The 14,105-nt window shown below is 64.8% G+C and carries 13 protein-coding genes; 7 read left to right on the forward strand and 6 right to left on the reverse strand.

All coding sequences use genetic code 11. The features are described from left to right. Positions 1-143 precede the first annotated feature (143 nt). The gene (locus tag I6A82_RS01620) at positions 144-1,928 is read right to left on the reverse strand and encodes an aminopeptidase P family protein (protein WP_198095442.1); all 1,785 of its coding nucleotides are present in this window, start codon (positions 1,926-1,928) and stop codon (positions 144-146) included. A 122-nt stretch (positions 1,929-2,050) separates the two neighbouring features. Here I6A82_RS01620 and I6A82_RS01625 point away from each other — a divergent pair, with 122 nt between their 5' ends. Further along, positions 2,051-4,117: a S9 family peptidase gene (locus I6A82_RS01625; protein ID WP_198093456.1), complete on the forward strand. Its 2,067-nt coding sequence runs from the start codon at positions 2,051-2,053 to the stop codon at positions 4,115-4,117. Further along, a complete protein-coding gene (locus I6A82_RS01630) occupies positions 4,114-4,506 on the forward strand; it encodes an acyl-CoA thioesterase (protein ID WP_187334731.1) in 393 nt (130 codons plus the stop codon). Before I6A82_RS01625 ends, I6A82_RS01630 begins: the two co-directional genes overlap by 4 nt. A gap of 132 nt (positions 4,507-4,638) precedes the next feature. On the opposite strand, the gene I6A82_RS01635 is transcribed toward I6A82_RS01630, so the two are convergent. Beyond that, positions 4,639-4,929: a GIY-YIG nuclease family protein gene (locus I6A82_RS01635; RefSeq protein WP_198093457.1), complete on the reverse strand. Its 291-nt coding sequence runs from the start codon at positions 4,927-4,929 to the stop codon at positions 4,639-4,641. 274 nt (positions 4,930-5,203) lie between these two features. On the opposite strand from I6A82_RS01635, the gene I6A82_RS01640 reads away from it, so the two are divergent. From I6A82_RS01640 to I6A82_RS01650, 3 genes are read left to right on the forward strand one after another with little or no spacing between them, the layout of a single operon-like run. Next, entirely contained in the window at positions 5,204-5,866 is a 663-nt protein-coding gene (locus tag I6A82_RS01640; protein WP_198093458.1) for an ImuA family protein, read from the forward strand. After that, positions 5,790-7,352, forward strand: a complete 1,563-nt coding sequence (locus I6A82_RS01645; protein WP_198093459.1) for a DUF6504 family protein — start codon at positions 5,790-5,792, stop codon at positions 7,350-7,352. The genes I6A82_RS01640 and I6A82_RS01645 overlap by 77 nt, the downstream gene beginning before the upstream one ends. An 18-nt stretch (positions 7,353-7,370) precedes the next feature. Beyond that, on the forward strand, positions 7,371-10,856 hold the full coding sequence (locus I6A82_RS01650) for an error-prone DNA polymerase (RefSeq protein ID WP_198093460.1): 3,486 nt from the start codon (positions 7,371-7,373) through the stop codon (positions 10,854-10,856). Between the two features lie 27 nt (positions 10,857-10,883). Here the strand turns inward: I6A82_RS01650 and I6A82_RS01655 are convergent, their stop codons facing one another. The 3 genes from I6A82_RS01655 to I6A82_RS01665 all read right to left on the reverse strand — a co-directional run bounded on the left by I6A82_RS01655 (position 10,884) and on the right by I6A82_RS01665 (position 12,571). Continuing rightward, positions 10,884-11,492, reverse strand: a complete 609-nt coding sequence (locus I6A82_RS01655; protein WP_198093461.1) for a sigma-70 family RNA polymerase sigma factor — start codon at positions 11,490-11,492, stop codon at positions 10,884-10,886. A gap of 48 nt (positions 11,493-11,540) precedes the next feature. Continuing rightward, positions 11,541-11,693: a hypothetical protein gene (locus I6A82_RS01660; protein WP_187334736.1), complete on the reverse strand. Its 153-nt coding sequence runs from the start codon at positions 11,691-11,693 to the stop codon at positions 11,541-11,543. Positions 11,694-11,767: 74 nt separating this feature from the next. Beyond that, positions 11,768-12,571, reverse strand: coding sequence for a response regulator (locus I6A82_RS01665; RefSeq protein ID WP_198093462.1), 804 nt, complete (start codon positions 12,569-12,571; stop codon positions 11,768-11,770). On the opposite strand from I6A82_RS01665, the gene I6A82_RS01670 reads away from it, so the two are divergent. After that, positions 12,570-12,749 (forward strand): hypothetical protein, encoded by a 180-nt coding sequence (locus I6A82_RS01670; RefSeq protein ID WP_187334738.1) that lies wholly within the window; start codon positions 12,570-12,572, stop codon positions 12,747-12,749. The two genes, I6A82_RS01665 and I6A82_RS01670, sit on opposite strands and share 2 nt — an antisense overlap. A gap of 35 nt (positions 12,750-12,784) precedes the next feature. Then, entirely contained in the window at positions 12,785-12,991 is a 207-nt protein-coding gene (locus I6A82_RS01675; protein WP_198093463.1) for a NepR family anti-sigma factor, read from the forward strand. On the opposite strand, the gene I6A82_RS01680 is transcribed toward I6A82_RS01675, so the two are convergent. Beyond that, entirely contained in the window at positions 12,975-14,105 is a 1,131-nt protein-coding gene (locus tag I6A82_RS01680) for an HWE histidine kinase domain-containing protein (protein WP_198093464.1), read from the reverse strand. The genes I6A82_RS01675 and I6A82_RS01680 overlap by 17 nt on opposite strands.

Genomic DNA, 14,105 nt, shown 5'->3' on the forward strand with positions numbered 1-14,105 from the left:
TGAGCCGGTGGCGCCATGCGCCGTCTTCGACTCCGAAGCAGGTTTATCGGTGGCAGCATCACGGCGAGAAACGCAGACGGCCCCGCGGGGCCGTCTGCAACTCCGACAAGCTCAGTGCTGCGGTCTCTTAGAGTGTCATGTGCTCACCCCAGCGGCGCGCAGCGGGTTTCCAGCCATTTGCGATCATCGCCGTCCAGTTGCGGGCCGACCACTTCCAGCGTGCGGGCGTGATAATCGTCCACCCAGCGGCGCTCTTCGTCGGTCAGCAGCGACGGATCGATCAACTCGCGCTCCAGCGGCGCGAAGGTGAGCGTTTCGAAGCCGAGCATATCCTTTTCCGCGCCGTCGATCGCGCGTTCCTCGACCAGCACCAGATTCTCGATGCGGATGCCGAAATCGCCTTCCTTGTAATAACCCGGCTCGTTCGAACAGATCATCCCGGCCTTCAGCGGCTCGGCGAACCCGCCGAATGCGGCGATTCGTTGCGGCCCTTCGTGGACGGCCAGATAGGCACCCACGCCGTGGCCGGTGCCGTGGCCGTAATCGACGCCGTCCTTCCACAGGAACTGACGCGCCAGCGTATCGAGCGCGCCGCCCGTGGTGCCCTTCGGGAAAACGGCGATGTCCAGCGCGATATGCCCTTTAAGAACCTGCGTGTAGCGCTTGACCATCTCGGCCGTCGGCTCGCCGATCGCGGCGACGCGGGTGACGTCGGTGGTACCGTCGCGATACTGTCCGCCCGAATCGACCAGATAGAGCTCGCCCACCTGCATTTCGCGGTTGGTTTCTTCGTTCACGCTATAATGCGGCAGCGCGCCGTGCGGACCGCTGGCGGAGATGGTGCGGAAGCTGATGTCGCGCAGTTCGCCGCCCTCGGCGCGGAGTTCGCGCAGCTTCGCGGCGGCGGTCAGCTCGTCGAGACCGCCCTTCGGCGCGGTCTGGCCAATCCATTTGAGGAAGCGCGCCAGCGCCGCCCCGTCGCGCGCCTGCGCGGCGCGGTGCCCCTCGATTTCCGCCTCGTTCTTGATCGCCTTCATCAACACCGAAGGATCGCGCTTTTCGGCGATCTTCGCGCCCGCGCTGTCCAGCGCCTCGAAGATCGCAGCCGGCGCGCGCTCAGGATCGACCGCCACCGCCTTGCCGGCCAGATTGGCGAGCGAGGCGGCATAATCGTCATAGCCGCGCACCGACACTTCATTGCCCAGATGCGTGCGGACCTCATCCGTCAGCTTCGTCTCGTCCACGAACAAGGTCGCGGTGCCGTCCGCCTGCACCAGCGCATGCGCGATGGCGACCGGCGTGTTGGAGATATCGCCGCCGCGGATGTTGAACGTCCAGGCGATGGAATCGAGCGCAGTAAGGACGGTGGCGTCATAGCCTTCCTCCTCCAGCCATGCGGCGATCTCGGCGCGCTTTTCGCCATGCGACTTGCCGGCATATTCGAGCGGCTGGACGTCCAGCTTCGCGCCGGGTTTTTCGGGCTGATCGGACCAGACCGAATCGATGGGGTTGCCGTCCACGGCCACCATCTTCGCGCCGCGGCGCGCGGCGGCCTGCCCGGCCTCCTTCGCCCAGCTGCGGGTGTGGAGCCATGCGTCATAGCCGATGACATCCTCTTCGCTCGCATTGGCGCGGATCCAGTCGGTCATGCTCATGTCGGCCAGCGGGACGTAGGAGAAGAGCTTTTCGTCCACCTGATCGCGCACCTGCACGGTGTAGCGCCCGTCCACGAAGATTGCGGCCTTGTTCTTCAGGACGATGGCGCTGCCGGCCGAGCCTGCAAAGCCGGTGAGCCACTGCAGGCGCTGCGCATATTCGCCGACATATTCGGACAGATGCTCATCGGCGATCGGCACCACGAACCCGGTCAGCCCGCGTCGTCCGAGTTCTTCGCGAAGGGCGGCGAGGCGGTTTTCGTGGGTCTGCATCAGCATAGCGGCGGGCCTTTGTTCCGTGATCATCTTGGTTGCGCGCGAATATAGGGCCTCCCGGCGGTTTTCGAAAGGGCGCGCCCTTGCATCCGCCCCCGCGCCCGCGCACATCGGCGCTCATGAAAACGCACAACATTCCGCCGCGCGCCGAGCCCCGCCCCGCCTCCAGCGAACATCACGGCATCGTCAACGAAGACGAATATGCCTGGCTGCGCGACAAGGGCTATCCCACGGTCGATGACCCCGAAATTCTGGACTACCTCAACCAGGAAAATGCCTGGTTCGAAGCGCATATGGAGCCGCAGCAGCCGCTGATCGACACGCTGTTCCAGGAGATGCGCGGACGCATCAAGGAAGCCGACGAGAGCGTGCCGCAAAAGGATGGCGACTGGCTCTATTGGGTCAGCTTCGAAGAGGGCGCGGAGTATCGCAAGCACTGGCGCAAGGCCGCCGACGGTTCGGGCGAGGCGGCGCTGATCTTCGACGAGCCGGCGATGGCCGAGGGCAAGGAGTATTTCAGCCTGGGCGCGATGTCGGTGAGCCCCGACGGGCGGCTGCTGGCCTATGCCGTCGATGACAACGGGTCCGAACGCTACACCGCGCGCGTGCGCGATCTGGAAACGGGCGCGGACCTGCCCGACGCCATCCCCGGCACATTGTCCGATCTCGTCTGGACCGCCGACGGTTCGGGCTTCCTCTATTGCCTCGCCAACGAACAGTGGCGCACCGACAATGCGCGCCTCCACCGCCTCGGCGATGATCCGAAGGAGGATATTGAGCTCTTCCACGAATCGGACGAAGGCTTTCGCGTGTCGGTGGGCGAAACCAGCTCGCGGCGCTTCCTCGTCATTGCCAGCGGCGACCATGAGACGAGCGAAGTCCGGCTGATCCCGGCGGACGATGTGACGGCAGAGCCGATCCTGGTGCGTCCGCGCGAAACCGGCGTTGAATATGATGTCGAGGAGCGCGAAGGGCTGCTCTACATCCTCACCAACGACGCGCATGTGAACTTCCGCCTCGTCACCGCGCCGCTGGACGATCCGTCCCGCTGGACCGAGCTGATTGCCGGATCGGACGAGTTCTACCTTACCGGGATCGAAGCGTTTCGCGATTTCTACGTGGTCGAGGGCCGCCGCGCCGGGCTCGATCAGATCGATATCCGCTATTATGACGATCCCGCGCGGATCGAGCCGGTGGCGTTTCCCGAGGAAGCTTATGTCGCCGGGCTCGGCAACAATCCCGAGTTCGACCAGACGGTGCTGCGCATCGGCTATAACTCGATGGTCACGCCGAGCACCGTCTTTGACTACGACACCGCCGAGCGCCGCCTCGAGACGCTGAAGGTGCAGGAAATTCCGAGCGGGTACGACGCCTCGCTCTACACCACCGAGCGGCTGTCGATCACGGCGCGCGATGGCACGGAAGTCCCCGTCTCGATCCTCTACCGCAAGGACAGGCCGCAAGGTGGCCCGCTGCATCTCTACGGCTACGGCGCCTATGGCATCGCCATTCCGCCGGGCTTTTCGACCACACGGCTCAGCCTGGTCGATCGCGGCTTCGCCTTCGCCATCGCGCATATCCGCGGAGGCGACGATCTGGGCCGCAACTGGTACCTCACCGGAAAGCGCGAGCACCGGATGAACGCCTTCACCGACTTCATCGACTGCGCCAAAGGGCTGATCGATCAGGGCTATACGCAGAAGGGCCGCATCTCGATCAGCGGCGGCTCAGCGGGCGGCAAGCTGATGGGCGCGGTGATCAATATGGAGCCCGATCTGTTCGGCGCGGTGGTGGCGCATGTGCCCTTCGTGGATGTGCTCGCCACCATGCTCGACGCCTCGCTGCCGCTGACGCCGGGCGAATGGCCCGAATGGGGCAATCCGCTGACCGACAAGGCCGCGTTCGAGCTGATCCGCAGCTACAGCCCGTACGATAATGTCCGCGCGCAGGAATATCCACCGATGCTGGTGACCGCCGGTCTCAACGATCCGCGCGTGACCTATTGGGAGCCCGCCAAATGGGTCGCGCGCCTGCGGGCCCGCAAGACGGATGACAATGTCCTGCTGCTCAAGACCAATATGGGCGCAGGCCATGGCGGCAAGTCCGGCCGGTGGGAAAGCCTGAAGGAAACGGCGGAAGAATATGCCTTCATCCTGTGGCAGATGGGCATGGTGGAGGCGGCGTGAGCGAACCGTTCGAACGCCGCTGGACCGCCGCGCCGGAGGACATCGACGAACTCGGCCATGTCAACAACGCGGTCTGGGTCACCTGGATTCAGGACATGGCGACCAGCCACTGGCAGGCGGTGGCCGATCCGGCGCATGTCGCGGCCTATGTCTGGGTCGTGACCCGGCACGAGATCGACTATCGCGGCAATGTGAAAGCGGGCGAGCCGGTAACGGGCCGCACCTGGGTCGACGGCACGCCGAGGGGCGCGCGCTTCGACCGGCGCGTGGATTTCCTGGACGGCGCGGGAAAGGTCGTCGTCTCGGCCAAGACCACCTGGGCCATCCTGGACCGCGCCAGCGGCCGCCTGATCCGCGTGCCGAAAGAGGTGGCGGCAAACTTCGTTTGAGGGCGGATGGTCGGCGCGCGACGGATAAACGTCCTTCGACAAGCTCAGGACTTGCGGTTTTTGTAACGGTTGCCTGTTCTCCGTAGCCCTGAGCCTGTCGAAGGGCGCTTCTCGGTCCAGCGCGACAACGTGTCAGGAACGCCCCGACCCGGATTTTGCCAGAAGCGAAATCGCCTCCCAATCGCCTCTTATCAGCGCTTCTTTCTTCGGCCTGCCCCAACCTTTGATCTGCTTCTCGGCGACCTTAGCTTCGTACCGCTCCGTAAAATCCTGTGACCAGACAAGCGTGACGGGGCGGCGCTTGTACGTATAGCCGGTATAAAAGCCGGATCGATGCTCGGCGATGCGGCGTTCGAGATCATCGGTATGGCCTACATAGAAACTGTCGTCCGAGCAGCGCAGCATATAGGTCCAGAAAGCCATCGGTCGAGCTTAGCCGGGAAACGTCCTTCGACAAGCTCAGGACTTACGGTTTTTGTAACGGTTGCCTGTTCTCCGTAGCCCTGAGCTTGTCGAGGGGCGCTTCTCGGATGAGAGCTGCCGGTAGTTGGCGCGTTCCTGATAGGCGTCCTTCGAAAGGCTCAGGACTACGGTTCTTGAGGGCGGTTTACAGGGTGACGTTGAACCAAAGCCCACCCCGATTGACTCCGCTTGTGACCGGAACATAATGCGAACAAATCCATTCCCGATTCGCCTTATGTTCCATGTGTCACGCCTCGATCCCCGCGCCGAAACGGCCCCGGACCCCTCGCTCGACGGGGCTTTCGCGCCGTGTTTGCAGGAAATCTTCCCCGGTCCCCATCCGGCGAGCGGCACCGGCTTCGCGCTCGCACAACTGGGCGCGTGCGATCGGCCGCTGCTCTGGGTGCAGGAGCGCACGGCGATTCGCGAGGGCGGACGGCCTTTTCCGCATGGCAGCCCGTTCGGCTGCGACATCATCCATGTCGCCGCGTCCAACGCGAAAAACGCGCTCTGGGCGATGGAGGAGGGCCTGCGATGCAAGGCCTTGAGCGCGGTGATCGGCGAATTATGGGGCGAGCCCGCGGCGCTGGATTTCACGGCCACGCGGCGGCTGGCGGTGGCGAGCGAAAAGCATGGGGTGCCGGCCTTTCTGCTGCGCATCGGCGGCGCGCCGAACCTTTCGGGCGCGCGGCAGCGCTGGCGGATCGGCCCCGCGCCCTCCCCGCCGCATCGCTGGAACCCCGCTGCGCCGGGCACCGCCGCCTTTTCCGCAGAGCTGTTCCGATCGCGCACCCGCGCGCCCGCCACCTGGACGCTGCATCATGACGGCGCGGCAAATCGTCTCGATCTGGCTCCCGAAGCTGGCGATCGAGCGCTGGGAGAAAGCCAGGCCGGATAGCGCCGCTGCGCCCACCTCCCTGGTGAGCGAAGGCACGCACGGGCTCGTCATCGAAGCGGTAAACGCCGCCGCGCAAGATGCCGGGGTGAAGGCGGGGGGCCGCTTTGCCGATGCCCGCGCGATCTGCCCGGAACTCGCTGCGCAGCCGCATGATGCAGAGGGCGACGCCGCGCTGCTCGAACGACTGACCCTGTGGTGCCGCCGCTGGGGGCCGTGGAGCGCGCTCGACGGCGCGGACGGCCTGTTGATCGACACCAGCGGCGCGGCGCATCTGTTCGGCGGCGAAGCGGCGGCGCTGGCCGATATGACCGCGCGGATCGGGGCGGCGGGCTACAGCGCGCGCGCCGCCATGGCCCCCACCGCCGCCGCTGCCTGGGCTCTGGCGAGATATGCCGATAATCCCGGCGTCCATCTGGAGGATGTAGCCGCCACTTTGGCTCCCCTGCCGGTCGCCGCGCTCCGGCTCGACGGTGCCACGGTGCTGCTGTTGAAACGGCTCGGCCTGAAGACGATCGGCGATCTCGCCGCCGTGCCGCGCGAAGGGCTGGTGCGGCGCTTCCGCAACCGGCGCGATCCGGCGGCCAACCCGCTGATCCGGATCGATCAGGCGCTGGGCCGCGCGCAAGAGGCGATCCCCGCGCTGGAGACCGAGCCGCCGCAGCGCGCCTTCGCCCGCGTGGCCGAACCGATCCTGCATGTTTCCATCCTGCTGCCGGTGCTGGAGGGGCTGAGCGAGCGCTTATCGGTCTCGTTGCGCAAACGCCATCGCGGCGCGCGGCGGCTGGGGTTCGAGGCGTTTCGCGTGGACGGCCATGTCGCGCGGCTGGAGGCGGAGCTGGCCCGCCCCACGCGCGATCCGGCGCATATGACGAAGCTGTTCACCGAACGGCTGGAAGGGCTGGAGGCGGGCTTCGGCTTCGATGCCTTTGCGCTGACCGCCTTATGGCACGAGGCGCTGGACGCCGCGCAGCCCGATCTGTCGGGCGAGGTGGCGGATGACGCGCTGCTCGCCGGCATGATCGACCGGCTGGTGGTGCGCCTCGGCCGCCGCAATGTGCGCGTGCCCGAGCCGCGCGAGAGCCATATGCCCGAACGCTCGGTGCGCTGGCGGAGCGCGGTGGATGCCGATCTAGCATCTCCGCCGCGGGCCGGGCCGAACCGCACGCCCCGCCAGCTTCCCTTGCCCTTCCACCAGCGCCCCTTGCGGCTGCTCGACAGTCCGGAGCCGATTTCGGTGCTCTACATCACGCCCGAAGGCGTGCCGCGCCGCTTCACCTGGCGGCGCGCGCAGCATGAGGTGGTGCGCGTGGAGGGGCCCGAACGGATCGCGCCCGAATGGTGGCGTGAGAAATCGACCGCACGGCTGCGCGATTATTACCGCGTGGAGGACGAGGCGGGCGGGCGCTACTGGATCTATCGCAACGGCCTGGTCGGCGATGGGCGGGGCGGCGCGCCCGACTGGTATCTGCACGGGCTTTTTGCCTGAGCCATGGCTGTCTGAACCATGCCGGATCGTGAAGGCCCCGAAAAACGCACGCTGAAGGCGATCGGCGATGAATTTCAGCCCAATCCCCGCGCGCCCTTCGTGGAGCTGGGGCTGATGAGCCCGTTCAGCTTTCTGCGCGGCGCATCCGATGCGGTGGACATGGCGGTGCGCGCGCTGGAGCTGGGTTACGATGCGCTGGGCATTGCCGATATCAACACGATGGCCGGGGTGGTGCGCCATCATGTCGAGCTGTCGACCGCGAAAGTGCGCCCCGTGATCGGTTGCCGGATCGAGACGACAGAGGGCCTTGCCTTTTTTGCCTACCCCGAAACCCGCGCCGCTTATGGCCGCCTGTGCGCGCTGATCTCGGCGGGCCGCATGGCCACGCCGGAGGGAGACTGGCAGGACAAGGATGTGTGCCAGATCAGCCTCGCCATGCTGGAGCGCCATGCCGAGGGGGTGCATCTCGTCCTGCTTCCGCCTGCGGATTGGGAGGAGAGGTTCGCCATCGAAACGCTACCCCAGCCGGACGACGGAGAGGAGGGATCGACGCTTCGCCTCGTCCACTCCGCCCCGCTCACCGGTACCATCGAGACGCTGCTGCCGCATCTGGCCGCGCGCCTGCCGAGCATGCGCCACATCGCCGCGGCCTGGCTCTATCGCGGCGACGATATTGCGCGGATCAACCGGCTCGACGCGCTGGCCAGAGCGAATGGGCTGGCCATCCTCGCCACCAACGACGTGCACTATTCCGCGCCGGACCGCCGCCCGCTGCAGGACGTGATGACCTGCATCCGCGAGAAGGTGCTGCTGAAGGATGCGGGCTATCTGCTCCACGCCAATGCCGAGCGGCACTTGAAATCCCCGCAGGAGATGGTGCGCCTGTTCGCGCTGTGGCCGCACGCCATCACCGCCGCACGCGATCTGGCCGATGCCTGCACCTTCGCGCTCACCGAACTGCACTATGAATATCCCGAAGACCCGGTGCCGCACGGGCGCGACGCGGACGAGCATCTGGCCGATCTGGCCTGGGCGGGGGCGCAGGCACACTATCCCGGCGGCGTACCGGCAAAGGTCGCCGCGCTGATCGACAAGGAACTGGTGCTGATCGGCAAGATGAAGATCGCGCGCTATTTCCTCACCATCAAAGACATCGTCGATTTCGCGCGCAGCCGGGAGCCGCCGATCCTGTGCCAGGGCCGCGGGTCGGCCGCCAACAGCGCGGTCTGCTTTTGCCTCGGCATTACCGGGGTGAACCCGGCCGAGCATGAGCTGCTGATCGAGCGGTTCATTTCCGAAGAACGCAGCGAACCACCTGATATCGATGTCGATTTCGAGCATGAACGGCGCGAGGAGGTGATCCAGTATCTTTATCGCCGCTACGGCCGCCACCGCGCGGGGCTATGCGCCACCGTGATCCACTACCGCCCGCGCTCGGCGATCCGCGAGGTGGGCAAGGTGATGGGCCTGTCCGAAGACGTTACCGCCGCACTGGCCGGAACGATCTGGGGCAGCTGGGGCAGCGAAGTGGAAGAAAAGCGCGTGGGCGAGGCCGGGCTGGACCTCGGCGATCCGCAGCTGCGGCGCGTGCTGAAACTGGCCGACCAGCTGATCGGCATGCCGCGCCACCTCTCCCAGCATGTCGGCGGCTTCATTTTGACCGAAGGCCCGCTGAGCGAGACCGTGCCGATCGGCAATGGCGCGATGCCCGAGCGCAGTTTCATCGAGTGGGACAAGGACGATATCGACGCGCTCGGCATCCTGAAGGTCGATGTGCTGGCGCTCGGCATGCTCAGCTGCATCCGCAAGGCGTTCGATCTGATCGATGCGCATCATGAGCACCGCTTCACGCTGGCCGACGTGCCGCGCGAGGACGATGCGGTGTACGACATGCTGTGCCGCGCCGATTCCATCGGCGTGTTCCAGGTGGAAAGCCGCGCGCAGATGAACATGCTGCCGCGCCTGCGCCCGCGCCAATTCTACGATCTGGTGATCGAGGTGGCGATCGTGCGGCCGGGCCCCATCCAGGGCGACATGGTGCACCCTTATCTGAAGCGCCGATCGGGCAAGGAAGTGGTCGAATTCCCCTCGCCTTCGCCCGAGCATGGCGAGCCGGACGAGCTGGAGAATATCCTGAAGCGCACGCTGGGCGTGCCGATCTTTCAGGAACAGGCGATGAAGATCGCGCTCGACGCCGCACGCTTCACGCCGGAGGAGGCGAACCAGCTCAGGAAGGCGATGGCCACCTTTCGCTCGCGCGGCATGGTCGATGCGCATCAGGACAAGATGGTCGGCCGCATGATCGCGCGCGGCTACGATCCCGAATTCGCCCATCGCTGCTTCGATCAGATCAAGGGCTTCGGTGAGTATGGCTTTCCGGAAAGCCACGCGGCCAGTTTCGCGCACCTCGTCTACATCTCCAGCTGGATCAAATGCCACTATCCCGACGTGTTCTGCGCGGCCTTGCTGAACGCGCAGCCCATGGGCTTCTATGCGCCCGCGCAGATCGTGCGCGATGCGCGCGAACATGGCGTGGAGGTGCGCGCCGCGGACGTGAACGAAAGCGGCTGGGACAACGCGTTGGAAGCGGAGCCAAAGTCTCCTGCACGCGAGAAGAGAGACACGACCTGGTCCCCCCCTACCCATCTCCACCCGATGCGCCTCGGCTTCCGTCAGATCGACGGGCTGAAGCAGCCGGATATGGAGCGCCTCGTCGAGGAGCGGCAGCGCGCGCCTTTTGCTTCGGTGGCGGACCTGCGTGAGCGCACCGGGCTTGGGGTGCCGGTGTTGCAGCGCCTAGCCGAAGCGGACGCCTTCCGCTCAATCGGACTCGATCGACGCCAGGCCTTGTGGGAAGTGCGCGCGCTCAAAAATGTGCCCGATCTGCCGCTGTTCGCCGCTGCCGCCGCGCGCGACGAGGGGCAGGAACGAAGCGCCGCCGCGCTGCCCGCCATGCCGCTGCCCGAACATGTTGTGGCCGATTATCAAACCACGCGGTTGTCGCTGAAGGCGCATCCCCTCAGCTTCCTTCGGGCCGATTATGCCCGGCGCGGGTTCACCCGGAACGATGCGCTGAAGACCGTGCGCAGCGGCCGCCGGGTGAAGGTGGCGGGCGTGGTGCTGATCCGCCAGCGCCCCGGCAGCGCCAAGGGTGTGTGCTTCATCACACTGGAGGACGAGACCGGCGTGTCCAACCTCGTCATCTGGCCCAGCGTGATGGAAGAGTATCGCAGGATCATCATGGGCGCGCGGCTGATGGAGGTGGAAGGGCGCATCCAGCGCGACGAAAAGCAGGACAAGCGCAATGATGCTCCCGATGTGCTGCACGTCGTGGTCGACAAGCTGACCGACGGCACCGACCGGCTACTGTCGCTATCCGAAGACCTCCTCAGCCCCCGCGTCGCGCGCGCCGATCATGTGAAGGCGCCGCTGCCCGCAAGCGTCGGCATACGCCGCCATCCGCGCAACGTCAGCGTGTTGCCGAAGTCGCGCGATTTTCACTGATTTCGGTGGAAAAACCCGAAGCCCGGATCAGGCGTCGCCGCGGCCTTCGGCAATGGTATCGAGGCGGTCCATCAGCTCCTCGAAAGGCTGGCTCTCGCCGGCCTTGGCATCGGGCAGCGGATCGTCACCGGCCATGATCTCTTCCAACGCCGTGCGGGCGCGCGCCACGCGGCTCTTCACGGTGCCGACGGCAACGCCGGTAATCTCGGCCGCGTCCTTGTAAGAGAAGCCGCCCGCGCCGACGAGGATCAGCGATTCGCGCTGCCCCACCGGCAGCTTCGCCAGCGCACGCTGCATGTCGGCCAGTTCGATATGGCGTTCCTGATGGACGGGGCTGACGAGCAGCTTTTCCGCCGCGATCTCGTTCCATTCGCCCTTGAATTTGGAGCGGCGCATTTCCGAAAGGAACAGGTTGCGCAGGATCACGAAAATCCAGGCGCGGAAATTGGTGCCGGCTTTGAAGCTGGCCCGCGCGCTCCAGGCGCGCAGGAGGGCATCCTGCACCAGATCGTCGGCGAACTCCGGCTGGCTGCCGGTAAGCGAGCGCGAGAAGGCGCGCAGCTGCGGCAGCACCTCGGTAAGATGCTGACGGAACTGCTCGTCTGTCAGAACTTCGTGCGGCTCTTTTTCAGCCATTAACTCGCTTTCAACCCAAAAACCGGCCCTGTCGGACCGGTCCAACCATTATTTCGAACCCGAGATCCAGATGATGCTGAGAGCAACGATCGCGATCAGCGTACCGATCGCCAGGACATAGCGGCCGATATGCGGCGTGGAGCCGGCGCGGGCGCGATCCTTGTCGAGATCGATATCTTCGTTTCGGTTCTCATCATTCATGGCAAACCCCTCTTCTCCGCCCCGCCTAGATAAGCGGGACGGTCCTGTCCACAAGATGTGATACGCGCGCGGCCTCAGGCCGCGACGTTCATGCCGTCGAAGAACAGCGCCTGAGCGATGGCGGTTTTCACCGTATCACGCTGGAACGGCTTGGTGATGAGGAAGGCGGGTTCCGGCTTTTCGCCCGTCAGCAGCCGCTCCGGGAAGGCCGTGATGAAGATCACCGGCACCTTGTGATCGGACAAAATGTCCTTCACCGCATCGATCCCTGAGCTGTTGTCGGCCAGCTGAATATCGGCCAGAACCAGCGTCGGGTTATGCTCCTTGGCCGCAGCCACCGCCTCGTCGCGGGTGACCGCGATGGCAGCCACGTCATGGCCCGATTCGGTCACGATCGTCTCGATATCCATCGCGATGATCGGCTCGTCCTCGATGATCAGTACGCGGGCATGCGTCTGGCGATCGATCTCGTCGGTGGCTTCGCGCACGAGCGCGCGGACCGTATCGACATCCTCACCCAGAAGCGTGGCGGCTTCGCTCTCGCTGAAGCCTTCCATGGTGGTCAGCAGCAGCGCGCGGCGCGACTTGGGCGTGAGATCGGCCAGGCGCTTCTGCACAATGAAGTCGTTGCCGGCATCCGGATCGGACCCTTGAGGGCCGGCCTCTTCGCTCGCCCGCCAGAAGGCTTCGAACGTCTTGTACAGTGCAATGCGCGGCTCAAGATCGCGGGGGAATTCCTCCGGAGCTTCCACAATCGACTGCAAGGTAGCGCGAACGATTGCGTCGCCCGACTGCTGGCTGCCGGTCAAGGCACGCGCATAGCGGCGCACATAGGGGAGATGGGGCGCCAGTTTTTCGCCCAAGGTTTTTTCGCTCATGAGTTCCCTGAAATCCGTGTTGATCGTTTCCGCCGGCAAGGCCAACAAGCCGATATCGGCCGCCCTGCCCCGCGATGAAACCTTTTTGAAGCCAATTGGTTTCGGCACGCAGCAACAATCTAGCGATGATGCCGGTAATTGGCAAACGCATGAAAATTCCGCGGAGGGAAAGATTTGACTGGCCACCACCCCATGCTAGACGCGACCGCCTGAATGACGGACAATGTGAAAAAGGATCGGTCGGTGGGCAAAGCGGAGAACAACCGGAAGGGCGATGACTCCGCGTCCAAGCCAAAAAATGTTGATCCGATCCAAAAGGATTCTGACCCGATCGCGCAGGCGCTTCGAAACGCCTATCAGTCCACTGTGGACGAGGGCGTCCCGGATGATTTTCTCGATCTGATCAAGAAGCTCGACTGACCGACGATACGCCGGCGGCGGGAAATTCCCGCTTCGGCGGTCCGATGAAGGACACGGGCAGCTGCATTTCCACGCAAAGGCCATCGTCGAGCCAATGTTCGGTAAGTTCGCCGCGCAAGGCGTTACGCACGCTGGTCGCGATCAGGCGTGAGCCGAAGCCGGGCGATCCCCGATCTTCCAGCACGCTACATCCCGTCTCCCGCCAACGCAGGAAAAGATAAGCATCATCGCCCGTGCCGCTGATATTCCAGTGGATCGAGAGGCGACCAGCGGGGCAGGAAAGCGCACCAAAACGCCGCGCATTGGCGGCAAGCTCATGCAGCGCCATCGACATGGCGAGCGAGGATTGCGGGCCGAACTCCAGTGAAGGCCCTTCAATATCGAGCTGTCCCTGCCGATCTTTGTGACCAAATTCCTGGTTGACCAGCACCGTCAGATCGATCGATTCCCAATTGCGCTCCGACAGCTTGCCATGAATTTTCGCAAGCGCGGTAATCCGCTCCCGCAGCACATGCAGCACATCTTCCTTGGAACGGTTGGAGCGCAGGGCCTGTTCGACGAGAGCCATCACGTTCGCCAGCGAGTTCTTTACGCGGTGCTGAAGTTCCCGGATCATGTGCTTGGCAAAAAGCTCATGCCGCTCGGCCTCGGTCGCATCCGAGACCAAGACCGTGATGGTCTCCACCTCGTCGTCCTGGAACGTCGGATACCATTCGACTTCCAGCACGCGCGACCGTTCGCTCCGCTCGTTGACAAAGCCCATCACGCGCTCGCCCCGGATCGGCTCGCCTGTCGCAATCACCTGCCTGATGGAGGATTTGGCCACCTGGCTCATTTTGGGCACGATTTCGGCAACGCTGCGACCGAGATGTTCCTCGGCAGGAAGGCCATTCAAGTCCGCCAGCCACTTATTGACGCGGACATAATTTCCTTCGCGATCGAACGTAGCGATTCCGATGGGTGCGTGTTCGCGGAGCGCGCTGAATTCGGCGCGGCACTGCTTAAGCTCCTGGCGAAGCGCATCGCGCTCGGCGCGCAGTGCCGCCAGATCGTCCTGCACATCCTCCGACGTGGCCGAAGATTGGGCATTTCTGTCTGGATCGCTTTGGCTCAT

The sequence above is a fragment of the Novosphingopyxis sp. YJ-S2-01 genome (assembly GCF_016093175.1).
GTDB classification, from domain to species: Bacteria; Pseudomonadota; Alphaproteobacteria; order Sphingomonadales; family Sphingomonadaceae; genus Novosphingopyxis; species Novosphingopyxis iocasae.

Excerpts from the sequence above, each read along its gene's own strand:
- I6A82_RS01640 (WP_198093458.1), top strand. The coding sequence starts at position 5,204 with ATGTTCCATGTGTCACGCCTCGATCCCCGCGCCGAAACGGCCCCGGAC.
- I6A82_RS01680 (WP_198093464.1), bottom strand. The coding sequence starts at position 14,105 with ATGAGCCAAAGCGATCCAGACAGAAATGCCCAATCTTCGGCCACGTCG.
- I6A82_RS01670 (WP_187334738.1), top strand. The coding sequence starts at position 12,570 with ATGAGTTCCCTGAAATCCGTGTTGATCGTTTCCGCCGGCAAGGCCAAC.
- I6A82_RS01655 (WP_198093461.1), bottom strand. The coding sequence starts at position 11,492 with ATGGCTGAAAAAGAGCCGCACGAAGTTCTGACAGACGAGCAGTTCCGT.
- I6A82_RS01620 (WP_198095442.1), bottom strand. The coding sequence starts at position 1,928 with ATGCAGACCCACGAAAACCGCCTCGCCGCCCTTCGCGAAGAACTCGGA.
- I6A82_RS01635 (WP_198093457.1), bottom strand. The coding sequence starts at position 4,929 with ATGGCTTTCTGGACCTATATGCTGCGCTGCTCGGACGACAGTTTCTAT.
- I6A82_RS01675 (WP_198093463.1), top strand. The coding sequence starts at position 12,785 with ATGACGGACAATGTGAAAAAGGATCGGTCGGTGGGCAAAGCGGAGAAC.
- I6A82_RS01625 (WP_198093456.1), top strand. The coding sequence starts at position 2,051 with ATGAAAACGCACAACATTCCGCCGCGCGCCGAGCCCCGCCCCGCCTCC.
- I6A82_RS01660 (WP_187334736.1), bottom strand. The coding sequence starts at position 11,693 with ATGAATGATGAGAACCGAAACGAAGATATCGATCTCGACAAGGATCGC.
- I6A82_RS01645 (WP_198093459.1), top strand. The coding sequence starts at position 5,790 with ATGACGGCGCGGCAAATCGTCTCGATCTGGCTCCCGAAGCTGGCGATC.
- I6A82_RS01665 (WP_198093462.1), bottom strand. The coding sequence starts at position 12,571 with ATGAGCGAAAAAACCTTGGGCGAAAAACTGGCGCCCCATCTCCCCTAT.
- I6A82_RS01650 (WP_198093460.1), top strand. The coding sequence starts at position 7,371 with ATGCCGGATCGTGAAGGCCCCGAAAAACGCACGCTGAAGGCGATCGGC.